We start from the raw sequence: 22,341 nt of genomic DNA, 5'->3' as shown, positions 1-22,341 counted from the left end.
TATTATTCCAGAAAGCTCTACTTATTACCTGTCCAGCTATTGGGGAAGCTTACGATTCAGGCGCCGGAAAAATTCTCTAATGCGGCTCATTGCGCCAGCCTCTGATCGAAAATTTCGGTTCCGACTCTAGCTCCTCCGGGCTGAACCATGCCCTCAGCAGTGGGCTGACTTCCTTGGCTGGCCCTTGATTCGGGCGCAATTGTGCCAGTGATTTTTTCGCTTCGTCCGTCAGGGGTTTACCCGACAGCATTTGCCGCGTTAGCTCCTGCCCAGCTGTCGTCGATAACACCGCTCTCGATTGCTCCGGTACTTTCGGCTTGTCCATAGTATTCCCTCGTCAGTTGTTCTGGGCTGCATTTTGTAACCGCGCCAAACGTATCGATGTCTTGCTTTGAGCTTTCATTGTAGATAAGACCGACCAAGTCGGATAGCAATACACCATTACGCTTTCTTGACCGGATATTGTCGGCTGTCAAAAGAGGTTAATTATGGTTGAAGAGCGAAGAGGGTGGTCAGGGTAGTCATATGAAGAACAGATAAACGGTTGCACAATGGTGGCAGGTTAATAAATTGAAGCAATAAAAAAGGGCTGCATTTCTGCAACCCTTTAATTTATATGGCTCCGCCTGCTGGGCTCGAACCAGCGACCCAATGATTAACAGTCATTTGCTCTACCAACTGAGCTAAGGCGGAACGGTCAAGAGGCGCGTATCTTATAGATCGATTTTGGGGTAGTCAACCCCTGCCGGGGCCGCGCCGCCGGGGCCTTTTCTGGCGTATAATACGCGGTTTTCTGCACTGATTCGGAGCGATTCAAACGTGTCAAAACCCTTTACGGTCAAGAGCCCCTACCAGCCAGCGGGCGACCAGCCCGCAGCGATTGAGAAACTGGTGGCCGGGCTTGAAGCGGGGCTGGCGGCACAGACGCTGCTGGGGGTCACCGGTTCGGGCAAGACATTTACCATTGCCAATGTGATTAGCCGGGTACAGCGTCCCACCATTGTGTTGGCGCACAATAAAACGCTGGCAGCTCAGCTCTACGGCGAACTTCGGGACTTTTTTCCCGACAATGCGGTGGAGTATTTTGTCTCCTACTACGATTACTATCAGCCCGAGGCGTATGTGCCTTCATCGGATACATTTATCGAGAAGGACGCCTCAATCAATCAGCATATCGAGCAGATGCGTCTGTCGGCTACCAAAGCACTGATGGAGCGCAAGGATGTGATTGTCGTCGCGACCGTGTCGGCAATTTACGGTTTGGGTGATCCTGAGTCCTACCTGAAGATGGTCCTGCATCTGGTGCGTGGCGACCGGGTGGATCAGCGCGCTATCCTGCGACGCCTCGCCGAGTTGCAGTACACTCGAAACGATGCTGTATTTCAGCGCGCGACCTATCGGGTGCGGGGTGATGTGATTGATATTTATCCAGCGGATTCGGACAGCGAAGCCGTCCGGGTCGAGTTATTTGACGATGAAGTGGAAAACCTGTCGATGTTCGACCCGCTGACCGGCGAGGTGTTTGGTCGGGTGCCCCGTGTCACCGTATACCCGAAATCCCATTATGTGACACCGCGCCAGACCATACTTGACGCGATGGAACACATTAAAACCGAGCTGGCCGAGCGACTGGAGCAGTTGCGTTCAGTGAGCAAGCTGGTAGAGGAGCAACGCCTGCACGAGCGCACCCGCTACGACCTGGAAATGATGCAGGAACTTGGCTACTGCACCGGCATTGAAAATTACTCGCGCTATCTCTCGGGCCGGGAACCCGGTGAAGCCCCACCCACGCTTTACGATTACCTGCCCGCAGATGCCCTGATGGTGATTGATGAGTCCCACGTGACGATTCCCCAGTTGGGCGGTATGTACCGGGGTGATCGCTCGCGAAAGGAAACCCTGGTGGAATATGGTTTCCGGTTGCCCTCGGCGCTGGATAACCGCCCGATGCGGTTTGATGAATGGGAGCGATTGGCGCCACAGATGATCTTTGTCTCCGCCACCCCTGCAAAGTATGAAGCGGAAAAAGCGGGGCAGGTGGTGGAGCAGGTGGTCAGACCCACAGGACTGGTGGATCCTTTGATCGAGGTTCGTCCGGCAACGTCCCAGGTGGATGATGTACTTTCCGAGATCAACCGCTGTGTGGCCAATGAAGAGCGCGTGCTGATTACCGTGCTGACCAAGCGTATGGCGGAGGACCTCACCGAGTATCTGGCGGAACACGGGGTGCGCGTGCGCTACCTGCACTCGGATATTGAAACGGTGGAGCGGGTAGAAATTATCCGAGACCTGCGGCTCGGTGAGTTTGATGTGCTGGTGGGTATCAATTTGTTGCGGGAGGGGCTGGATATGCCGGAGGTGGCATTGGTGGCTATCTTTGATGCTGACAAGGAAGGTTTTTTGCGCTCCGAGCAATCGCTGATCCAGACCATTGGCCGGGCGGCGCGAAATGTGGCGGGCCGCGCTATTCTCTACGCGGACAAGGTTACCGGCTCCATGCAGCGGGCCATGGATGAAACCGAACGTCGTCGGGATAAGCAGATTGCCCACAATCTTGCCCAGGGTATTTCACCCAAGGGCATCTATAAATCGGTGGCGGATATTATGGAAGGGGCCCGAATGATCCCCGGTAAAGGGGGGCGCAAGGTGGCGGATGCGCAGGCCACCTATAAGTCACTCAAGGACAGGCCGATAGTCAGCAGCGGTGATGTGTGGCGCCAGATAGCGGCGCTGGAGGACAAGATGTTCGAACACGCCAAGAATCTGGAGTTCGAGGAGGCGGCCCGACTACGGGACGAAGTGGGCCAGCTCAAGCGGTTGGCGGACGGGGTTGCCTGAAGGGCAACACTGCCCATCGGTTTTTCCTCAGAAGTTTTTAACGCGCTCACACGTGCCGGCGTACCGCATCTGACGGCCTTTATGGCCCCCCTGGTTGACATTAAATCCGAATTCTCCGATGCCGGTATTCAGCATGAAATCACCGGTAAGCGGCTTCAAAATGAACATCATTGACTCATTTTTGGCAGTGATACTCCGGCCCGATTGTTCTGTTATCTTGAGATCAAAGGTCCCGGATGCATCTTTGTTGTCACCATGAATCCGGAAATTATCGCCATCAATGGTTACTTCCAGGTCGCCACCGTCTGTACTGACACCTGAGCCGGTTGCTATCTGATAGATATGAACATATCTGCAGAGATGGAGCTCTTTATCGTTTGCATACAGGTTGGCGCTCATCAGCAGTGACGCACACAAGGTAACGAATATACCTTTTTTCATAATGACCAAACCTTTTGTCAAGTTGATGGCCTCCCGGTTTGGGAGCTCAAGTATTAAGTATACTGACATGTTACCGCACTGGATCAGGTCTGTATGTGGCTGTGGGTATTTTGTTGATAGGTGGCGTTGCGTGGAGTATGGGGTGATCAGCTGGTTGGTGGGCGTAGTGGTAGTCAGTAACTATAAAATAATTAGCATTAAGTAATTGTGTTATCAAATTGAAAATATTGACTTATATTTATTTTTATCTATTGTCTAGAGATAAAAAAAGCCCATCGTTGCCGATGGGCTTTCTGTTTGGTAGGCACGAGTGGATTCGAACCACCGACCCCCACCATGTCAAGGTGGTGCTCTAACCAACTGAGCTACGTGCCTGCTGACTTGCTATGATCAGGAAGGCGCGTAATTTACCAGCGAGCATCTCTTCTGACAAGCTTTATGGGGCTCTGACAAGCGTTATGCCGCTTTTTCCGCTGTTGAAGGCGGCTTGCTTATGCAGGTCAAGCCGGTAAAATGGCCGGCTCACGAATTGGCGCTGCCCGTGCAGCATAAACCATGTGGCCTTTGGTAGGGGCCACCACTGGAAAGGATCTGAACATGCCCGTAGTAACCCTCCCTGACGGCAGTCAACGCGATTACCCGAACCCTGTGACTATTCATGACGTGGCCGCCGATATTGGCCCCGGACTGGCAAAAGCTGCGCTGGCTGGCAAAGTCGGCGGTGAACTGGTTGATACGTCTTATCTGATTGACTCAGATGCCGAGCTGGCCATTATCACCGAAAGGTCTGATGAGGGTGTGGAGGTAATTCGTCACTCTACTGCCCACCTGCTTGCCCAGGCTGTAAAACAGTTATTTCCGGGTGCGCAGGTCACCATCGGCCCGGTGATTGATAACGGCTTCTATTATGACTTTGCCTATGAGCGGCCGTTTACCCCGGAAGATCTCGATGCCATCGAGCGCAAAATGGGTGAGCTTGCCCAGGCGGATACAACGGTGGTGCGCCGTGAATTGTCCCGCGACGAGGCTGTGGCCTATTTCCGCGGCATCGGTGAAGCCTACAAGGCGGAAATCATTGAAAGTATTCCCCCGGACCAGACACTTTCTCTCTATAGGCAGGGAGATTTTGAAGACCTCTGCCGCGGACCGCACGTGCCCTCAACGGGAAAGCTCAAACACTTCAAGTTGATGAAAGTGGCCGGGGCCTACTGGCGAGGTGACTCCAACAATGAAATGCTGCAGCGCATCTATGGCACGGCCTGGTCGAGCAAGAAGGAATTAAATGCCTACCTGTTCAGGCTGGAAGAGGCGGAAAAGCGCGATCACCGTAAACTGGCCAAGAAGTTCGATCTATTCCATATGCAGGAAGAAGCCCCGGGGATGGTGTTCTGGCATCCGAAGGGTTGGAGTATCTACACTCAGATTGAGAGCTACATGCGCGATGTGCAGCGCAGCAATGGCTATCGGGAAATCAAGACGCCCCAGGTGGTGGATCGGTCCCTTTGGGAGCGGTCTGGTCACTGGGATATTTTCCGGGAACACATGTTTACCGTGGAATCCGAATCGCGAGATTACGCGGTAAAGCCGATGAATTGCCCCTGCCATATTCAGGTTTTCAATCAGGGCCTGAAAAGTTATCGCGATCTGCCGTTGCGGTTGGCGGAGTTCGGTTCCTGTCACCGCAACGAGGCTTCCGGTACCCTGCAGGGCCTGATGCGAGTGCGGGGCTTTGTCCAGGACGATGCGCATATCTTCTGTGCTGAAGCACAGATTCAGGACGAGGTCTCAACCTTTGTGGATCTGTTGTTTCAGGTCTATCGGGATTTCGGATTTGAAGACGTGCTTATCCGGCTCTCCACCCGCCCGGAGCAACGGGTCGGCAGTGATGCCGTCTGGGATAAAGCGGAGCAGGCGCTGGCGGATGCGCTGTCTACAAAAGGGCTGGATTATGAGTTGTTGCCGGGAGAGGGCGCTTTCTACGGTCCAAAAATCGAATTCTCTCTGAAGGACTGCCTCGAACGGGTATGGCAGTGCGGTACGATCCAGGTGGATTTCTCCATGCCGGGACGGCTGGATGCCCAGTATGTGGCCGAAGACGGCTCCCGCCAGGTGCCGGTGATGTTGCACCGCGCTATCCTCGGTTCATTCGAGCGATTTATCGGTATTCTGATCGAACATTTTGAGGGCGCTTTCCCGGTTTGGCTCGCGCCCCAGCAAGCGGTGGTGATGAATATTACCGATGCGCAGGCAGATTATGTCCATCAGGTGGCTGATACCTTGAAAAACAAGGGCTTCCGGGTGGAAAATGACTTGAGAAACGAAAAGATCGGCTTTAAAATCCGCGAGCACACAATTCAGAAGATTCCCTACCTGTTGGTAATCGGAGATAGGGAAGTAGAAACGCAGACCGTGGCAGTGCGCACGCGAGGTGGTGAGGATCTGGGCATCATGCAGGTTTCAGATTTTGCCGAACTCCTCGCAGAAGACGTACAGCGCCGCGGTCGCGTTATTTAAAGACAATAGTCGGAGATTAAATTATCAAGAAAAATTATGGCAAGGGGGCAGCAAAACGGTCTCGAATGAATGAGGAGATCGACGTCCCCGAGGTTCGACTGGTTAACGCCGATGGCGAACAGGCTGGCATTGTCAGCATTGAAGATGCCCTGAGTGCAGCCCTGGCCGCCGGTCTGGATCTGGTGGAAATCGCTCCGGACGCCGAGCCGCCCGTCTGCAAGGTCATGGACTACGGCAAGAAGCTGTTTGAAGTGAAGAAGCAGCAGGCTGCACAACGCAAGAAGCAGAAGCAGACTCAGGTCAAGGAAATGAAGTTTCGTCCGGGAACGGATGTGGGAGACTACGAGATCAAGTTACGTAACCTGATCCGGTTTCTCGAAAATGGGGACAAGGCCAAAGTAACCCTCCGGTTTCGCGGCCGCGAGATGGCTCACCAGGAACTCGGTATGGAAATGCTCAAGCGTATTGAGCAGGATCTCGAGGAGCTGGGTTCTGTCGAGCAATTCCCCAAAATGGAAGGGCGGCAACTCACCATGGTGATCGCCCCGAAAAGCAGGAAGAAGTAACCCGACCCCCTCTGGCCTCCGGCCATATCAGGATTCACCGGGCACTACCCGCGCGCAGCCCCTGGCAGACTGTCCGGGAGTGACTTCTTCATTATTTAACCCGTCTATAAACGGAGACACAAAATGCCAAAAGCAAAAGTACATAGCGGTGCCGCCAAGCGCTTCAAGAAAACCGGCGCTGGCTACAAGCACAAACACGCCAACAGAAGTCACATCCTCACAAAAATGTCGCAGAAGCGTAAGCGTCACCTGCGTGGCACCAGCACCATGAACGGTTCTGATTCGCCCCTGGTCGATCGTATGTTGCGCTCCTGATTAACCGATTATTTGAGAGGATATTGATATGTCACGTGTAAAAAGAGGTGTTGTCGCACACCGTCGCCACAAGAAAATTCTGAAGGCTGCAAAGGGTTACTACGGTGCTCGCAGTCGTATATTTCGCGTTGCCAAACAGGCTGTCACCAAGGCAGGTCAGTACGCCTACCGTGACCGCCGTGTCAAAAAGCGTACCTTCCGCGCTCTGTGGATTACCCGGATCAATGCGCAATCACGCGCTGAGGGTATCAGCTACAGCCGCCTGATCGCTGGACTGAAGAAAGCCAATATTGAGCTGGATCGCCGTGTGTTGGCTGACCTTGCTGTTCACGATAAAGCGGCATTTGCTGCTGTCGCAGAACAGGCGAAGGCTGCCCTGGCTTGATATATTTGTGCCGAGGTTTTCCCGGCATCAAATAATGCAGATTGAAAGGGGAAAGGGCCGCAGCTCTTTCCCTTTTTTGTTTTTGATATGAACCGCTTGATAAGGTTGTGAGCATGGAAACCCTTGAGCTTCTGGCCCGTGAGGCGCAGCAGGCCATAGAGCAGGCACAGGATTTGGCAGCACTGGATCAGGTGCGGGTCGAATATCTTGGCAAGAAAGGCAGGCTGACGGATCTGTTAAAAGGGTTGGGCAAACTCTCGGCTGAAGAGCGCCCCGCAGCGGGTGCGAAAATTAATGAAGTAAAAGAGCAGCTCCAGAGTCAGATCAATCGCCATCGCACTGATCTGGAAAATGCGGATCTGGAGGCCAGGCTGGCCAGCGAAGCACTGGATGTGACACTGCCCGGTCGCGGTGAGGACAGCGGCGGACTGCACCTGATTACCCATACCATGGAGCGGATTGAGTCTTTCTTCAGCCGGGTTGGTTACAGCGTGGAAGAGGGCCCCGAGATTGAAGATGATTATCACAACTTCGAAGCCCTGAATATTCCATCACACCATCCGGCCAGAGCCATGCACGACACTTTTTATGTGACGGAAAATACCGTGTTGCGCACCCATACCTCGCCGGTGCAGATTCGTACCATGAAGACGCAGGAGCCCCCTATCCGCATTATCTGTCCCGGGCGCGTCTACCGTTGCGATTCCGATCTGACCCACACCCCGATGTTTCATCAGGTGGAAGGTCTGGTGGTGGATCGCGATGTCAGCATGGCGGACCTCAGAGGAACGATCGATCAGTTTTTGAAAGCCTTTTTTGAGGCGGACCTGCCGGTGCGCTTCCGCCCGTCCTATTTCCCGTTTACTGAACCCTCTGCCGAGGTGGATATCCAGTGCACTAACTGTCGCGGTGCCGGTTGCCGCATCTGCAAGAATACCGGGTGGCTGGAGGTGATGGGTTGCGGCATGGTGCATCCCAATGTGTTCGGTCATTGTGGCATTGATGCCGAGAAATATTCCGGTTTTGCCTTCGGTATGGGCGTCGAGCGGCTGGCGATGCTGCGCTACGGGGTCAATGACCTTCGCCTGTTTTTTGATAACGAAATTCAGTTTCTAAAACAGTTTTAAAACAAATAGATACATTATTTATATAAAGTAAATAATTTGATTTGGTGAGCAATGAAATTCAGTGAATCCTGGTTGCGTGAGTGGGTTAGTCCGAGTATTGACACGGCAGAGTTGGTTGCTCAGCTGACCATGGCGGGTCTCGAAGTGGATGCGGTTGACGCCGTGGCCCCGGCGTTCGATGGCGTGGTGGTCGGTGAAATTGGCGCGGTGGATCCACACCCCAATGCCGATAAATTGCGAGTCTGTCAGGTGACCGGCGCTGCCGGTGAAACGGTCCAGGTAGTTTGTGGCGCACCCAATGCCCGCCAGGGTCTGAAAGTGCCCTTCGCAACGGTGGGTGCCACGTTGCCCGGCGACATGAAAATACGTAAAGCCAAACTGCGGGACGTGGAGTCCTTCGGTATGCTCTGCGGTCAGGATGAAATTGGTTTGGGCGGTGATGGTTCCGGGTTGTGGGAGCTGCCCTCCGATGCGCCAGCGGGTGCGGATCTGCGCGACTATCTGAGCCTCAATGATCAATTGATCGAGGTCGACTTAACCCCCAATCGCGGCGATTGTCTGAGTATTCGGGGTCTGGCCCGCGAGGTGGGCGTATTAAATACGGTTGCGGTGGCCGGGCCTTCCCTTGATCCGGTATCGGCCACGGTCGACGACCATTTGCCCGTCGTACTGGACGCCTCCGCTGCCTGTCCCCGTTATGTCGGTCGGGTGATTCGCGGCGTCAATCTGGCTGCCCCGTCTCCCCTGTGGCTGCAGGAAAAACTGCGCCGCAGCGGTATTCGCAGTATCGACCCGGTGGTCGATGTGACCAACTATGTGATGCTCGAGCTGGGTCAACCGATGCACGCCTTTGATCTTGCCACGCTGGACGGTGGTATTCGGGTGCGCATGGCGGAGCAGGGTGAGTCACTCGAATTGCTGGACGGTTCCAAGGCCACATTGAACGACGACACACTGGTGATTGCCGATCACCAAAAACCGCTGGCTATCGCCGGAATCATGGGCGGCAAACTGTCTGCTGTCACGGCGGATACCCGGGATATTTTTCTAGAAAGCGCCTATTTTGATCCGCTGGCGATTGCCGGTCGCCCACGCAATTACGGGCTCCATACCGATTCATCCCACCGCTTCGAGCGCGGCGTTGACTGGCAGTTGCAGTCTCTTGCGATTGAGCGTGCCACCGCACTGCTGCTGAACATTGTCGGGGGGCAGGCCGGTCCGGTAACTGTGGCCGAGTCAGAAGCGCACTTGCCCCGATCCGGGGAGGTGAGGCTGACCCGGCGCAAACTGCAACAGCAGTTGAGTCTGTCACTGGATGCCGGGCTGGTTAGCGGCATGTTACAGCGTCTCGGTCTGGAAATTCTTGCCGAGGATGAAGACGGTTGGCGCTGCAGGGTTCCCAGCTGGCGCTTCGATATTGCGATTGAAGTGGACCTGATAGAGGAAGTGGCCCGCATCTACGGCTACAACCGCTTGCCGACCGCTACGATCAGCGCCAGTCTGCCGATTGAAGTCTGTCGCGAAACCCGCACCGGTTTGTCATTGTTGCGCCAGCAGCTGGTTGCCCGGGGCTACCGCGAAGCCATTACCTACTGTTTTGTCGATCCCGACGTCCAGAAACACCTGCTTCCAGACATAGAGGGTGTCGCACTGGCCAACCCCATCGCCAGTGATATGTCGGTGATGAGAACCACCCTCTGGTCCGGTCTGCTACCGGCCGTACGCCGCAACCTCAATCGCCAGCAATCCCGTGTCAGGATTTTTGAGTCCGGATTGAGCTTCATGCCCGAAGCGGGTGGCGTGAAGCAGGAATCCATGATTGCCGGTGCCGTCACCGGCACCCGTTTGCCGGAACGCTGGTCAAACCCGCGTGATCTGGTGGATTTTTTTGATATCAAATCCGATGTGGAAGCGCTCCTCAAGCAGAACCATGTGTTTGATCAGTACCGCTTTGTGCCTGCTGCACATCCCGCGCTGCACCCCGGACAATGTGCCGCCATTGAGCGAAATGGTGAGCCGGTAGGGTATATCGGTCTGCTGCACCCGCGTGTTCAGAAGCTGCTGGATATATCCCAGCCGGTGTATGTCTTTGAGCTTGCCCTGGGTGCTGTGGTCGAGGGTGAGCTGCCCGCTTTTCGGGGTGTCAGCCGGTTCCCGGAAGTCCGCCGCGACCTGGCGGTGATTGTGGATCGGGACCTTTCTGCCAGCACACTCTGTGAAACCATTCGAGAGGCGGCGGGTTGTTACCTCGTTGACTTAAAGATATTTGACGTCTACCAAGGGAAAGGTGTTGAAATCAATAGAAAAAGTATTGCAGTTGGCTTGACCTTTAGAGAGAGTTCGCGCACTCTTACCGAAGAAGAAATAACGGTGGCTGTGGATCAAGTGGTCAGCGCCATAAAAGAACAACATTCAGCGAGTCTCAGGGGTTAAGCGAGTTATGTCAGCACTTACCAAAGCCGACCTTGCAGAAATGCTTTTCGAAGACCTGGGTTTGAACAAACGCGAGGCCAAGGAAATCGTCGAATCGTTTTTTGAAGAGATCCGAACCGCCCTTGAGAAAAACGAACAGGTCAAACTATCAGGCTTTGGTAACTTTGAACTGCGCGACAAAAAAACCCGCCCCGGTCGCAATCCAAAAACCGGTGAAGAGATCCCCATTTCTGCCAGACGAGTAGTGACGTTCAAACCCGGACAAAAACTTAAAGCGAGAGTAGAAAGCTATGCTGGAACCGAGCAATAACGATCAGTTGCCGGCCATTCCCGGCAAGCGTTACTTTACCATCGGTGAAGTCAGTGAACTCTGCGATGTCAAACCCCATGTGCTTCGTTACTGGGAGCAGGAGTTTCCCACTCTCAGCCCGGTAAAACGCCGTGGTAATCGCCGCTACTATCAGCGCCAGGATGTCATCCTGATCCGGCAGATTCGTTCATTGCTCTATGAGCAGGGTTTTACCATTGGCGGTGCCCGTCAGCGCATGACCGGTGAGGATGCCAAGGAAGAGGCCACGCAGGTGAAACAGCTGATCGACCAGACAGTCGGCGAGCTGGAAGACCTGTTACAGGTCCTGAAGGCCTGATTTTATTCTTGAATTGTGGGGTGCATCCGGTATTATGTGCGCCTTCCTCTTCGGGGCGTAGCGCAGTCTGGTAGCGCACTACACTGGGGGTGTAGTGGTCACAGGTTCAAATCCTGTCGTCCCGACCAAAAATCAAATAAATTAGCCGCTTACAGCTTAGCTTGAGCGGCTTTTTTGTGCCCGTTCGTGCCATCCGGCAAGCGGGAGCTTGTGGATCAGGCAGGGTGAATATTAGCCGGACTTCTTTGTCTTTTTTGAATGGGAACCAAAAGCACCCACAAATGGTATTGTTGTACCATTAAATATGGACGTTTAGTTATTCACTAATAGCTATACCGGAGAACGTCCATGAAAAAGTTTTTCCTAATCATCTCAATTGTAGTTTTTTCGTCAGCGGTTCTAGCTCACAGTGGAGGTTGCCGCAAAGATAGTCCTCCAGGACTATGCTGCCATGCAGGTTCAAAGCCATATCACTGTCACTAACAATCAAGATCGCAGGATTTTAATAGTCGTGCTTCAATAACAAGTGATAATTCGGGTTAGGTACAATTTTCTTAAGCTGCTTCTAGTTGATATTCACGCTTATTTTGAAAAGTTGTAGCTGACCCCATTTATTTTCTGTATCAATCCGTTATCAAAAAGTGCCGAATATCAGTTTTGGCAAAGCGCGAGTGCGCCATATACAAATGTTAGGGCTAGAACAAGGAACACAGATGTTTGACGAGGATATTTCATTCAAAAGTGCTAGAGAGCTAATTGATTGTTTTCTCGACGAAAATATTCTGGCTCCCCAAAGCCTTTTTGATGTCAGTGAGCGACTCACAAGAGGGTATCTATTTCGTGGGCAGGCGCGAAAGGATTGGTCTCTTATACCATCAGCGCATCGCACGCCTGATGTGCTCAAGAATTACACGCCTCAACCACCTGGCCAGACGATTCCGGAGGAAAGTGAGCGAAGGGAGTATTTGGCACTACATATTCATGCGGAACTAAGAGCTGTTCAACTCTTCTTAGAGTCAGCTGATAAGGTTGGGATTAATACCCCGCTTGACTACAACTCTTTGGCGCTACACCAGAAAATTTTTGAAGATTTGAATTCAGGCCAAGAAATTGAATTGAATTCAGAGTTTCCAGCCCCGCAGTTTCTGACAAGTATGGCAATGGCACAACATTATGGTGTTCCAACCAGACTTTTGGACTGGACTGAATCGCCCCTAATAGCAGCTTATTTCGCTGCCGAGCAGGCATCAGCACTAGCCGGTTCTGACCGAGTGCAATCAGAGTTCTCAATTATTTGTCTCGGCACACAGCTTCTTCGCGAAGTGAGCAGCCTGAAATATGTCTCCGCTCCAAGAGCAGGCAATCACTTTCTAAGGGCTCAGCGTGGTGCCTTCACGCTAATCAAAAATGCCAATCAGTATTTCCTTGAAAATGGAAAGTGGCCTAGCATCGAGGATGCCGTAGCTAATGAGCGGGACCTGGGAACACTATACACACGTTCTCCCTTGATTCGGCTTTCATTGCCAGCGGATGAAGCAGATAACCTTTTGCGTTTGCTTTATAGGCTCGATGTCTCAAAGCTCACTGTCATGCCGTCATTTGAAAATGCAGCGGAGCATCTCGCTTACAAACGAGCCTTGTGGCCAAAGGGGTGAAAGGAATGCAAGGCAGTTCACACAGATAAATGGGGTCAGGTACAACTTCTTAACTGCTCTAAACTGACATTGCCTGCGTGATTTTTCAGGAAATTTGTACCTGACCTCAGTTTTGTTTTTTCATTTCTGCACAAAAAAATGGGCTGCTTTACGCAGCCCATTGTTACCGTGATCAGGACCCGTTAAAGATTGGGATCTGTCGAGAATTGTGGGGTTGTACGTGGCTTTGATCCGTCAAAAAAAGTAGTGACGGAGGTGGCTTTCAGGATTTTGTGGTCAAAAAAGCCACGCTGAATGGTGCCGGTAACCGATACGTAGTCGCCCACTTTAAGTTGTTGGTAGCCTGCGTTATCAAGCGGATCATAGGGCATGGTGTTTACCTTAACCGTGAGTTTTCTATCGTCAGCATCCAGGGTGAAACTGTCATCAGCTACGATAGTGATACGCCCCTGTACCGTACCGCGGGAAACAACCACGGGCGTGTTCCCCGAGAGGTACGAATCTTCTTCCTTCATGGAGCTGGCGTGGAAGGTGGTTCCAAGATTTTCCACATAGACACTGCCGGCCTCAATTGTGGCGCTTTCATACAGGTCATCATCCACCATGCCGGAGACGCGTACTTTGTCACCTTTTTTCAGCACGTAGGCATCGGCATCCCTATCGACATCGTCCATCTCGACAGTGATATTGCCTTCACCGTAGTCGAGGACAAACATGTTCGGACCGACACGATTAACGGTCCCGTCAATGTTGAGCCATGTGCCATCCGGGTAGCTCTTTGGTTTTTCAGTTAGTTTTTCCATTGGTTTTTCAGCGTAAGCACCGATGGAAAACACTATGACCAACATCATTAGCAGGGTATTAAAAGTACGGCAAATCATAATGATACCTCCGTATCGTTTGAGTGATTAACAGTTACACGAAAGACATTGACAGGGCAGGCCGCTGGACCTTCAGCCTGTCATAAAAAATCTGATTAGAGTTTTACAGGGGACTTATCGGATGTAGGGTGCTCGGAAGCCCACCTGTATTTGGTAAGGCGTATTGAGTCAAATGATTGATTGGATGCTTCGAACAATTGTGCTGCTATACATTGGCATCGATTGCTTGGCATAGGCTGTTTAAAAATTCCTCCATCAATTAAACAGTGTGGTTAAGTCTCTCGACATTTTCTGATTTATTTTGTTCCCGACAGTGTTTAGTTGATCCGCGAGACATACCTGTAAACGTAGTTCAAGCGACTGGGTCTTGCAAACTGTAAGCGTAGCGCTCAGGGTTTTCAGCCGTGTCCTGACCGCACAGTATCGGTATCTCCACCCCGGGAAAGTCTTCACTAATTCCCGGATAGTGGCGTGGTCACCACAATGGTTACATTGTCTCGATCAGGCATAGAATACTAGAATGTCCCAAACTCAGACTTTAGACCTTTTCGACAATCTGATGCTGGTTCGCCACCTGAATAGCTGATAATAATCACAGGCTGGACAAAGTAGCCGGGATAGCTTGCGACTTGTTCGGAAGCGAACCATGGACGACTGGCCATCCCTTAGGGGAGGCTCCGGAGCCTTTGCTGGATAAGAAGCACGACTGGCAGAAGTGTATATGACTACGAGGAGCAACAAGCAATGAACACGACGTTTAAAACGCTGGAAAGCCTGATTCACAATTCCATCGAGATTCATCATCAGGCTGCCGAATTGTACCGCTCACTGGAGAATGAGAGCTCTGACGAGCGCTGCAGGATTCTACTGGGGGAGATGGCCGACAAGGAGTTAGAGATGGCGAAATTGCTAGGAGAATTTCTCCATCGCACGCCAACCGGTACCCTCAATACCTATATGCAGTTCACCCTGGAGGAGGACCCACAGGATCTCGTGGCTGCAGCCAGGGCAGAAGGAGCCGGTACGGTTGAGCAAATCGGCCAACTGGGTCAGAAGTTACACGGCTACCAGATTAATTTAATGGAGGGAGCCTTGCATGAGGTGGCCGCAGAAGAGGCCTGCGAGTTACTGGAAAATCTCTTGCAACTGGAAAAAGCCGAGGGCCGGGCATTTACCCGCAGGGCCGACTCGATTCATGATATGTAAACTGCGCCGACAGAATATGGTCAGCCTCACGGAGGCCTGCCCCCGGTCAGGTGAGTTTAAGATAGGGTCTCAGTGGCGGTGTTTTAACCAGTCAGCACTACCACCTTCATAATCATATACATGATTAAAGCCCTTCTCATCCAGCTCTCTGGCCGCTTCGGTAGATAACGGACAGTCAAAATTGGCGCAATAAAGTACCACTTCCCGCTCTTTGCTACCTGCCACACGTTCCACCTCATCGCTAAAATCCTCGGAAGCCTTTGGAATATTGATGGAGGTGCGAATATGTTCCTGCCTGAAGTCCTCGCGAGGTAACACGTTGATCAAGACAAAATCCCTTTTTTCACTGCCATTCATGGCTTCCAGTTCCTCTCGACTGATCGTTTGCATAGGTTTACTCCTAAAATCATCGCTGAACAAAATGCCATCCCTGATTAGGGCGGCGGCTGCACTGTAAACCGGGCCTAATGCTGGCTGATTTCCCGAGCGGTTTCGCCACCCAGTTTGGCACTGTCATGGCGTACGATGTCGCCCAGGCTGACAACACCGCATAAACGCTTTTCGTCGCGATTGTTCAGAACAATCAGGCGATAGACTTTCTGATCCTGCATATTATTTGCGACAGCATTTACATGTTCATCCTGAAAACAATAAAGTATCTTGTCCGTTTTCATTTGGTCTACCGTTGTGTTTTCAGGATTCTTGCCTGCTGCAACGCCACGAACAGTGATGTCTCTGTCGGTAATTACTCCCTGCAATCTGCCTTGGGGTGAATCACCGATAGGCAAAAACCCGGTATCTAGATCACGCATATATTTTGCCGCCTGCGCGAGCGTGGTGTCTGTGGGCACGTATTCCACACTAGTGCTCATGATTTGCTGAACTTGCATAATAAGATCTCCTCATTGCCTGATGGTGAAAAGAAAATGCCATATATAACATCAGAAAAAACGACGCTAGTTTTTCCGGTTTTCCAATCTATGGGAATAAAGGCATGGTGTAACGCCCGATAAAAACATTACTGGCAATCCAGTATTTTTATCTGTTGCGCTGTTACTTTGATTTTTAAAATTTGTAGTTTGTTCAGAGAGGTTTAGTAAAATTCTTCTGGACGGTCAAGGAATTGCAAGTGTAAAAATATTGTCCAGCAAGTACATTAGATGTCCCTCACCTCACCGAGAAGTTGCCCAACCAAAGCCAGGACTCTTGTTGTTCCACTACACTTGGCTCTTCAGGATGTTTTCGGCAGCACTGCAGTGCCCTTCCATGGTTTCACCTAGAAGATAATCCGATTCCAGTTACCATACGAGCCCTTCACCGGCCCACGGGGAATACTGCAAACTATGATGACTATCGCCAGTACCAGGCTCGCCATGGTGGCCAGCAACCCGGCCTCAAGAATAAAAGTGCAAATCAGGAGCCCTAGCCCAAGGAAAATATTGACTAGCCGAACAGGTCTTGCCACTTCCGCCAAAGCAGTCACTGAAAGAGTGATCAGTAAAGCTCCTATCAAGTGATGAGCATCCGCCAGAGGACCCTCCACCCCGAATAGAATACGACTTAACATCAGCAAACCACCTGCGGCAATGCAGGTTCCCAATCCCCAGGACCACCTGACATTGCCACTGAAAACTTCTCTCGCTGCTGTTCTGAGTGAGACCATCTGAAAACTATCCCCGGCGTTTTTTTGTACGCGGCCCTCATCGGTGTCACCAAAGATAAAGACTCGCAGCAGGGAGTGGCCCTGGCACTTGCGACGCCACAGGAACTGACCAGTGGCTACCAGTTCATCCACGGAAAGTGGAATCTGCAGGAGCATGGCCGTGGCGGCAATCAGGCACAGAGTGCACCAGGTATTCAGCAGGATTGGCTGGATAATAATAAAGGTAATGGATACCGCCCCCAGCGGTACGATAAGAATGCCGAACAGTGTGGTCAGCCAGGGCATGGTCCGCCAGCGCCGGGCTGAACCGGCCACACCCACGAGAATTTCCATTAAATACACCAGGGCTCCGACGCCGGCATCGGGCACTGGCCATGCCTCGGAAACCGACGATGTAGTGATTTCTTCGGTACCGTTCTTACTGTCCCCCGGCACAGCGCCGGCAAAGAAGGGCTCCCACAGCCCATCCACATGACCTAGCTGATAAGCGGCCATGTAGCTGGAAATAAAAAACCCGATAAATGCCAGGACAATAATGGGCAGTCGTTGGAACCAGCCGGACGGGGAATAGTGCCAGCCCGGCGGGATGGTCGGCCCTGTCATGGCTGCCAGTGGTGACACGCCGGGGGCGGGCCGCAGTAATACTGAAAAGCCGACCACCAGACTTCCTACCAGAGTGCCGTTGAGATAGGCGGAAGGCTCCGGGGCCCACATCAGCAGGGGGGCCGACATGACCCAGAGGCCCACAGCAGCAGTGGCCCAGCGCGCTGCTGGCAGAGACCAGGACAGGGATAAAAAGGCAAACACAACAATGGCGCAACCGGCGAGAATGTCGCTGTAAATCATGCCTGTGGATTGGTAATCGAGGCGTACAACGGACATTATCAGCCAGAAACCCAGACCGATATTGAACAGATGTCCCCACAGGTTGCGGGCATGCTCTTCACGGTACCAGTGTTCGTGCCGACGCCGCAGCCTTTCAGGTTTGTCGGTTTTTTCTGCCGCATCAAGCATCCAGTCGGGGGGCCGGATACCGTTGTGTTGATACCAGGCAGCCGGATCCTTCTTAAGGTTTCCAACCATATTGGGCAATTCATCACCTATGAAATGTCGGGGCTCCCAGTCGAGAAGCTGTTTGGCCCGACTCAGGTCCAGAGCATAGTGATCGGAAGAGAGGTTGATCATGAAAGGCTTGATAAAAGGCTTTTCACCATGGTCCAGTGCATCGGGCACCACAGGTTCGGCTTTTTCCTGAACCCAGGCTCCCGCTTTGGCAATAGACTCAGGCAGGGTATATGTACTCCACTGCTTTTCACCGTGGATCTGATACCCCAGTGTGTCCTGTAGTTCCCTGTAACTCATCACCTCGGATTCTCCTGCCAGCAGGGTACAGGCAGCCGGCATCTCCTTACGCCTGTCGACACAGCGTTTGAAGACTTCCAGCATGTCTTCCAGGTGAATGAATGCCTGACCGGCATCCAGGTCTCCGGAATACAGATGCGACTCCATGGCGCGCTCATAGATGCGAGCAATCTGGTGTGTCAGTGTTGGCACGGCGGTGTTTTCGTCGTAGAGGCCTGCCAGGTGCAAAAGCGTGTAGGGGATACGCTCACCGTATTGCTGGATCACCTCTTCAGTTTCAGCCTTGGATTCCGGGTAGGCCCAGCCGGGGGCCAGGGGGGAACTTTCCGTTACATATTCACCCGGCGACACCGGCTTGTGAACCAGCATGGTGCCTGAATAAATAAAGCGCTCCACATCAAAGGGCTCGAGGGCATCCAGTAGATGGCGTGTTCCCTCGACGTTGACCTCTTCATATAAAACCGATTTGACACCGGTGAAATCAAAGTAGGCCGCCAGGTGAATAACTGCCGCAATTTTGTCGCCATGCTCTCGATGCAATTGATTGAATGCCAGACGGAGAGAATCTGCAGAGGTGAGGTCGGCAACGATATCGCATTTATCAGGCTTCAAATCCATCCCCACAACCTGATAGTTTGCCTTGAGCTTTTTTGTCAGGGCTGTGCCAATATTTCCACCCGCACCGGTAATAACAACAATGGGTTTGTTAGATGACTTTTGCCTGGTGTTCTTGATAAGGGTCCTCTCTACAAATTGTATTGACTGACATGGTGCGGGCTTTTTTCACCCGCCCGACGCCACTGACGTCATATATGCAGTGATGAAACGATGTTGCTGGATAATGCTGCTGTTGCCCTACACACATAAAAATCTAGTTCATAATCTGTATTTGTTCCAACTGGAAGTGCCGTTGAGAAAATGGTAAATGGGGTAAAACCATATCTCTTGCGCTATTTTCGGCTTGCCGGGATATTTCCATTGGTCATATAAACAGTGCTAGTCTCACCTAAGGTTGAAGGTACCTGTTGACAGTGATTCCGGGTTGGTGGGTTTCCGGTCAGTTTTGACACAGGCGGTTGTGTTTCAACAGGCAGATTGGTTTCAACAGGCAGATTGAATCTGACAAAGGGGCACTCCATGCTCGAATCAATCCAGCAACAAATTCTGGATGTTTTAACTTCGGTGATCGTTCATATTCCCAATCTGGTGGGTGGATTACTGTTATTGCTGGCCGGTTGGTTGCTGGCCCGTTTTTTACATCTGCTGGTTACCCGCTTTATCCGCACCCTCAATCATCTGCTGGATCGCCAGTTACAAAACTTAAACCTTCACTTTGTCCGCATACCGGCTGCCACAGAAAGGTTGATTGGTTTTGTGGTGTTCTGGGCCACTATTCTGATATTTGCCATTGTCGCCATTAGGGTGGTGGGCGTTGCCGGGGCGACTGTCTGGCTCGACCGTTTAATGGTGTATCTGCCCTCTCTGATGGCGGGTGGCCTGATTATTATCAGCGGCTTTATTCTCGGCAGTGTGGTACGCCATCTGATCACCCATGCGGCGGCCTCAGCCGATATTGCCCAGGCAGCGCTGCTCGGTCAGATTGCGCAGATCTCTTTTGTTATTGTCGGCGTGGTCATGGGGCTTGGCCAGGTGGGCGTCGATGTCAGTTTCCTGGTCATTCTGTTTGGTATTGGTTTTGCTGCCGTTTTGACGGGATTTTCTCTGGCCTTTGGCCTCGGTGCCAGACCGCTGGTGGAGAATCTCATCGCAACGCGTCATCTCAAGGAATTTGTCCGGCCCGGGCAGATTGTCGAGACCGGCAATGAGCGGGGCAGGGTATTGGAGTTCACTGCCACCGGAATGGTGGTGGAAACGGCTGATGGCCGAAAACTGATTCCGGCCCGGCTCTGTATGCAACAGTCTTTCAGTGTGATTACCCGGGAGACGATGGATGACGAACTCTAATCCCCTGAGTCTGGATTTTCTCATCAGTAAGCCCGAGGCCGCAGCCCAGGTGTTGCAGTCGCTGGAGGATCAAGAGGCGGCAATTTACCTGCAGGAGGTGCCGGTCCGGATTGTTGCCCCTGTGCTGCAGGAAATGCAGGTATGGCCGGCATCGCGCATTCTCGACCAGTTATCACTGGAACAGAATGCCGCGATTTTTGCGCAGCTCCCTTACCAGACGGTTGCTGCCCTGTTGCGCTTGCAGCAGCGCGCACGGCGCACCGAGCTGCTGGCGGTGCTGCCCGCCAAGCTTTCCCGGTCTTTGAGTGTGTCGCTGATTTATCAGGAAAACACGGTTGGTGCCTGGATGGATATGTCCACACCGGGTTTTTACTCTGAGCTCCCGGCCGGTGAGTGTCTGGCGTTACTGAAAAAGTCTTCGGATTCGTTTGGTACCAGCCTGGTGGTTATCAATCAATCCCATCAGGTGATTGGCATGATCGGCCTGGATAAGCTGCTGGCCAGCTCCGATGAGCAAATGCTGGGTCAATTGATGGATTCTGCGCAGCAACCGCTGGCCGCAGAGATGAGCATCCAGATGGCTGTCAATCTGTCTGATTGGCACTGTTACCCCGTTTTACCGGTCCGCAATTCGAGTGGTGTTTACCTTGGGACTGTGACGCGCTCAGTATTGCGTACGGCACTGGAGAAGGCCCCTTCAGCGGATGCCTCACTGGGCGATTCCCTGTTGTCCCACCTTGCCCGCGCCATGATTGTCACTGCGACCGGTATGGTACAAATGGCACCGGGCAGTCATGCAACCTGGTTGTCTGATAAAGAAGGGGCATACCATGACGACTAATGCTTCCCCGGATCCCCGCGCGGTTGATATGGCATTGACCCGCAAATTTCTGCTGGATTATCCCAGGGATGCAGCCCTGAAAATTGAAGCGCTGGCTCCGAGGGATGTGGCCGCAGTGCTGAGCCTGCAGCCCGTATATGTGCTTTTATCCCTGTGGCGGTATTTGACGCCCAATGTCGCTGCCGAGATTCTGGTTTGTTTGCCAGAAGGGCACAGCCGTCAACTGCTCAGCGAACTACCACCTCTGGATTCGGTGCGGATGATTGGTCAATTGGATGACGAATCACGGGATGCCCTGCTGAAGACCCTGGACGAGTCAATCCGCAGGGAGTTGGCTGAACTGATGAGCTACCCGGAAAACAGTGCCGGCCGTTTGATGGATACCCGTGCCCTGGTGTTTCGGGACAGCATGACCATTTCAGAGACGCTGGAAATTCTCCGCAAGCGCCAACTGAAGACTGCGCGCAGTGTCTTTCTGGTTGATGCCGAGGGTCGCCTGAGCGCCAAGGTTCACTTGCAGGACATCGCTATCGCCGATCCCGGCACATCCCTGGGGGCGATTGCCAAACCGGTTACGGCGGTGGTTGCGGGTACCGCAGGAAAAGAGGAGATTTCCGAGTTGTTTGAAAAACATCAACTGCTCGACTTGCCGGTGGTTGATATTGATCGTCGTCTGTTGGGTATTATCCACCACAGCAGTCTGGTTCAGGTTTCCCAGGAGGACATGTCATCCGATGTGCTGGCCATGGTGGGTGCCAGCCGTGAAGAACGCGCCCTGTCGAAGCCACTGTTTGCCGTGAAAAAGCGCATGCCCTGGCTGCAGGTCAATCTACTCACGGCTTTTTTGGCCGCATCGGTGGTGGGAATATTCGAAAGCACGATTGCCAGCTTTACGGCTCTGGCCGTGCTGTTGCCGGTGGTGGCTGGCCAATCGGGTAATGCCGGGGCACAGGCTCTGGCGGTTACCATGCGCGGTCTGGCATTGCGTGAAATCACGGTTCGTCACTGGTTCAGGGTGATGTTCAAGGAAGTGCGGGTGGGCCTGATAAACGGTATTGGTATTGCTGTGACCTGCGGTATTGGCGTATTCGTCTGGAGCCAGTCAATCGGGCTGGTGCTGGTGATCTGTTCGGCGATGGTGCTGGCGATGATCGCGGCGGGTTTTGCCGGTGCGGTGGTGCCGATTGTGCTGGTGCGGCTGGGTCAGGACCCGGCACAGGCATCTTCCATCATTCTTACCACGGTCACCGATATTATCGGCTTTTTTGCCTTTCTGGGGATCGCGGCACTGCTGTCGGGGCTGCTGTAGCAACTTACCCGGTAAAGCGGGAGGATAGTAATCTTCTGGTGGGGCCGGTCGTCGTTGATAACCAGGTTGGGTTTCGCGGTCCTGTTGCCTGCAAAGGCCGGACTAGTGAGGCATAATAGCCACCGATTGGTGCTGTCAACTGCCGATGCTCGACTCATCAATACGGTGTATGCAATGGTGCAGCACCTTTAAT

General features: G+C 52.7%; 20 protein-coding genes and 3 tRNA genes. 15 read left to right on the top strand and 8 right to left on the bottom strand.

Annotation, left to right across the window (positions count from 1 at the left end):
• Positions 1-76 precede the first annotated feature (76 nt).
• Both AACZ64_RS11535 and AACZ64_RS11530 read right to left on the bottom strand, forming a co-directional pair.
• On the bottom strand, positions 77-325 hold the full coding sequence (locus tag AACZ64_RS11535) for a hypothetical protein (protein ID WP_293614897.1): 249 nt from the start codon (positions 323-325) through the stop codon (positions 77-79).
• A 292-nt stretch (positions 326-617) separates the two neighbouring features.
• A tRNA-Asn gene (locus AACZ64_RS11530) sits at positions 618-693 on the bottom strand.
• 126 nt (positions 694-819) lie between these two features.
• Between AACZ64_RS11530 and uvrB the strand changes: the two genes are divergently transcribed.
• On the top strand, positions 820-2,838 hold the full coding sequence (uvrB, locus tag AACZ64_RS11525; protein ID WP_293614896.1) for an excinuclease ABC subunit UvrB: 2,019 nt from the start codon (positions 820-822) through the stop codon (positions 2,836-2,838).
• Positions 2,839-2,865: 27 nt separating this feature from the next.
• On the opposite strand, the gene AACZ64_RS11520 is transcribed toward uvrB, so the two are convergent.
• The gene (locus AACZ64_RS11520) at positions 2,866-3,279 is read right to left on the bottom strand and encodes a hypothetical protein (RefSeq protein WP_293614895.1); all 414 of its coding nucleotides are present in this window, start codon (positions 3,277-3,279) and stop codon (positions 2,866-2,868) included.
• A 298-nt stretch (positions 3,280-3,577) separates the two neighbouring features.
• Positions 3,578-3,654 (bottom strand) — tRNA-Val (locus AACZ64_RS11515).
• Between the two features lie 222 nt (positions 3,655-3,876).
• Between AACZ64_RS11515 and thrS the strand changes: the two genes are divergently transcribed.
• The 10 genes from thrS (at position 3,877) to AACZ64_RS11465 (ending at position 12,921) form a co-directional block, all read left to right on the top strand.
• Complete coding sequence (gene thrS, locus AACZ64_RS11510) at positions 3,877-5,793, top strand: threonine--tRNA ligase (protein WP_293614894.1); 1,917 nt, start codon at positions 3,877-3,879, stop codon at positions 5,791-5,793.
• 23 nt (positions 5,794-5,816) lie between these two features.
• Positions 5,817-6,359 (top strand): translation initiation factor IF-3, encoded by a 543-nt coding sequence (gene infC, locus AACZ64_RS11505; RefSeq protein WP_293614903.1) that lies wholly within the window; start codon positions 5,817-5,819, stop codon positions 6,357-6,359.
• A 123-nt stretch (positions 6,360-6,482) separates the two neighbouring features.
• Positions 6,483-6,674 carry a 50S ribosomal protein L35 gene (rpmI, locus tag AACZ64_RS11500; RefSeq protein WP_036860590.1) on the top strand — a complete coding sequence of 64 codons (192 nt, stop codon included), beginning with the start codon at positions 6,483-6,485 and terminating at the stop codon, positions 6,672-6,674.
• 28 nt (positions 6,675-6,702) lie between these two features.
• Positions 6,703-7,059 carry a 50S ribosomal protein L20 gene (gene rplT, locus AACZ64_RS11495; protein WP_036860588.1) on the top strand — a complete coding sequence of 119 codons (357 nt, stop codon included), beginning with the start codon at positions 6,703-6,705 and terminating at the stop codon, positions 7,057-7,059.
• A 113-nt stretch (positions 7,060-7,172) separates the two neighbouring features.
• Entirely contained in the window at positions 7,173-8,186 is a 1,014-nt protein-coding gene (gene pheS, locus AACZ64_RS11490) for a phenylalanine--tRNA ligase subunit alpha (protein WP_293614893.1), read from the top strand.
• Between the two features lie 51 nt (positions 8,187-8,237).
• The gene (gene pheT / locus AACZ64_RS11485) at positions 8,238-10,619 is read left to right on the top strand and encodes a phenylalanine--tRNA ligase subunit beta (protein ID WP_339640121.1); all 2,382 of its coding nucleotides are present in this window, start codon (positions 8,238-8,240) and stop codon (positions 10,617-10,619) included.
• 7 nt (positions 10,620-10,626) lie between these two features.
• Positions 10,627-10,929, top strand: a complete 303-nt coding sequence (gene ihfA, locus AACZ64_RS11480) for an integration host factor subunit alpha (RefSeq protein ID WP_036860585.1) — start codon at positions 10,627-10,629, stop codon at positions 10,927-10,929.
• Positions 10,910-11,266 (top strand): MerR family transcriptional regulator, encoded by a 357-nt coding sequence (locus AACZ64_RS11475; protein ID WP_293614891.1) that lies wholly within the window; start codon positions 10,910-10,912, stop codon positions 11,264-11,266. The genes ihfA and AACZ64_RS11475 overlap by 20 nt, the downstream gene beginning before the upstream one ends.
• A 51-nt stretch (positions 11,267-11,317) precedes the next feature.
• Positions 11,318-11,394: transfer RNA gene (locus AACZ64_RS11470), tRNA-Pro, on the top strand.
• 585 nt (positions 11,395-11,979) lie between these two features.
• Positions 11,980-12,921 carry an FRG domain-containing protein gene (locus AACZ64_RS11465; RefSeq protein WP_293614890.1) on the top strand — a complete coding sequence of 314 codons (942 nt, stop codon included), beginning with the start codon at positions 11,980-11,982 and terminating at the stop codon, positions 12,919-12,921.
• A gap of 182 nt (positions 12,922-13,103) precedes the next feature.
• Here AACZ64_RS11465 and AACZ64_RS11460 read toward each other — a convergent pair whose 3' ends face one another.
• Positions 13,104-13,802: a DUF5666 domain-containing protein gene (locus AACZ64_RS11460; RefSeq protein ID WP_293614889.1), complete on the bottom strand. Its 699-nt coding sequence runs from the start codon at positions 13,800-13,802 to the stop codon at positions 13,104-13,106.
• Positions 13,803-14,546: 744 nt separating this feature from the next.
• Here AACZ64_RS11460 and AACZ64_RS11455 point away from each other — a divergent pair.
• Positions 14,547-15,008: a hypothetical protein gene (locus AACZ64_RS11455; protein ID WP_293614888.1), complete on the top strand. Its 462-nt coding sequence runs from the start codon at positions 14,547-14,549 to the stop codon at positions 15,006-15,008.
• A gap of 69 nt (positions 15,009-15,077) precedes the next feature.
• Here the strand turns inward: AACZ64_RS11455 and AACZ64_RS11450 are convergent, their stop codons facing one another.
• From AACZ64_RS11450 to AACZ64_RS11440, 3 genes are all read right to left on the bottom strand, one after another.
• On the bottom strand, positions 15,078-15,398 hold the full coding sequence (locus AACZ64_RS11450) for a rhodanese-like domain-containing protein (RefSeq protein ID WP_293614887.1): 321 nt from the start codon (positions 15,396-15,398) through the stop codon (positions 15,078-15,080).
• Positions 15,399-15,472: 74 nt separating this feature from the next.
• The gene (locus tag AACZ64_RS11445; protein ID WP_293614886.1) at positions 15,473-15,898 is read right to left on the bottom strand and encodes a CBS domain-containing protein; all 426 of its coding nucleotides are present in this window, start codon (positions 15,896-15,898) and stop codon (positions 15,473-15,475) included.
• Positions 15,899-16,284: 386 nt separating this feature from the next.
• The gene (locus AACZ64_RS11440) at positions 16,285-18,723 is read right to left on the bottom strand and encodes a vitamin K epoxide reductase family protein (protein WP_293614902.1); all 2,439 of its coding nucleotides are present in this window, start codon (positions 18,721-18,723) and stop codon (positions 16,285-16,287) included.
• Between the two features lie 447 nt (positions 18,724-19,170).
• Here AACZ64_RS11440 and AACZ64_RS11435 point away from each other — a divergent pair, with 447 nt between their 5' ends.
• From AACZ64_RS11435 to mgtE, 3 genes are read left to right on the top strand one after another with little or no spacing between them, the layout of a single operon-like run.
• Positions 19,171-19,998, top strand: a complete 828-nt coding sequence (locus tag AACZ64_RS11435; RefSeq protein WP_293614885.1) for a hypothetical protein — start codon at positions 19,171-19,173, stop codon at positions 19,996-19,998.
• Positions 19,985-20,839, top strand: coding sequence for a hypothetical protein (locus tag AACZ64_RS11430; protein ID WP_293614884.1), 855 nt, complete (start codon positions 19,985-19,987; stop codon positions 20,837-20,839). Before AACZ64_RS11435 ends, AACZ64_RS11430 begins: the two co-directional genes overlap by 14 nt.
• On the top strand, positions 20,829-22,148 hold the full coding sequence (gene mgtE, locus AACZ64_RS11425; RefSeq protein ID WP_293614883.1) for a magnesium transporter: 1,320 nt from the start codon (positions 20,829-20,831) through the stop codon (positions 22,146-22,148). Before AACZ64_RS11430 ends, mgtE begins: the two co-directional genes overlap by 11 nt.
• Positions 22,149-22,341: the final 193 nt, after the last annotated feature.

The sequence above is a fragment of the uncultured Porticoccus sp. genome (genome assembly GCF_963975625.1).
Lineage (GTDB): Bacteria > Pseudomonadota > Gammaproteobacteria > Pseudomonadales > Porticoccaceae > Porticoccus.
The sequence above is the reverse complement of the archived record's forward strand: the minus strand, read 5'-3'. Positions and strand labels throughout refer to the sequence as shown.

What these genes read in the sequence shown, in the direction of transcription:
- AACZ64_RS11535 (WP_293614897.1), bottom strand. Translation starts at nt 325, where the DNA reads ATGGACAAGCCGAAAGTACCGGAGCAATCGAGAGCGGTGTTATCGACG.
- AACZ64_RS11520 (WP_293614895.1), bottom strand. Translation starts at nt 3,279, where the DNA reads ATGAAAAAAGGTATATTCGTTACCTTGTGTGCGTCACTGCTGATGAGC.
- thrS (WP_293614894.1), top strand. Translation starts at nt 3,877, where the DNA reads ATGCCCGTAGTAACCCTCCCTGACGGCAGTCAACGCGATTACCCGAAC.
- rpmI (WP_036860590.1), top strand. Translation starts at nt 6,483, where the DNA reads ATGCCAAAAGCAAAAGTACATAGCGGTGCCGCCAAGCGCTTCAAGAAA.
- rplT (WP_036860588.1), top strand. Translation starts at nt 6,703, where the DNA reads ATGTCACGTGTAAAAAGAGGTGTTGTCGCACACCGTCGCCACAAGAAA.
- pheS (WP_293614893.1), top strand. Translation starts at nt 7,173, where the DNA reads ATGGAAACCCTTGAGCTTCTGGCCCGTGAGGCGCAGCAGGCCATAGAG.
- pheT (WP_339640121.1), top strand. Translation starts at nt 8,238, where the DNA reads ATGAAATTCAGTGAATCCTGGTTGCGTGAGTGGGTTAGTCCGAGTATT.
- ihfA (WP_036860585.1), top strand. Translation starts at nt 10,627, where the DNA reads ATGTCAGCACTTACCAAAGCCGACCTTGCAGAAATGCTTTTCGAAGAC.
- AACZ64_RS11475 (WP_293614891.1), top strand. Translation starts at nt 10,910, where the DNA reads ATGCTGGAACCGAGCAATAACGATCAGTTGCCGGCCATTCCCGGCAAG.
- AACZ64_RS11465 (WP_293614890.1), top strand. Translation starts at nt 11,980, where the DNA reads ATGTTTGACGAGGATATTTCATTCAAAAGTGCTAGAGAGCTAATTGAT.
- AACZ64_RS11460 (WP_293614889.1), bottom strand. Translation starts at nt 13,802, where the DNA reads ATGATTTGCCGTACTTTTAATACCCTGCTAATGATGTTGGTCATAGTG.
- AACZ64_RS11455 (WP_293614888.1), top strand. Translation starts at nt 14,547, where the DNA reads ATGAACACGACGTTTAAAACGCTGGAAAGCCTGATTCACAATTCCATC.
- AACZ64_RS11450 (WP_293614887.1), bottom strand. Translation starts at nt 15,398, where the DNA reads ATGCAAACGATCAGTCGAGAGGAACTGGAAGCCATGAATGGCAGTGAA.
- AACZ64_RS11445 (WP_293614886.1), bottom strand. Translation starts at nt 15,898, where the DNA reads ATGCAAGTTCAGCAAATCATGAGCACTAGTGTGGAATACGTGCCCACA.
- AACZ64_RS11435 (WP_293614885.1), top strand. Translation starts at nt 19,171, where the DNA reads ATGCTCGAATCAATCCAGCAACAAATTCTGGATGTTTTAACTTCGGTG.
- AACZ64_RS11430 (WP_293614884.1), top strand. Translation starts at nt 19,985, where the DNA reads ATGACGAACTCTAATCCCCTGAGTCTGGATTTTCTCATCAGTAAGCCC.
- mgtE (WP_293614883.1), top strand. Translation starts at nt 20,829, where the DNA reads ATGACGACTAATGCTTCCCCGGATCCCCGCGCGGTTGATATGGCATTG.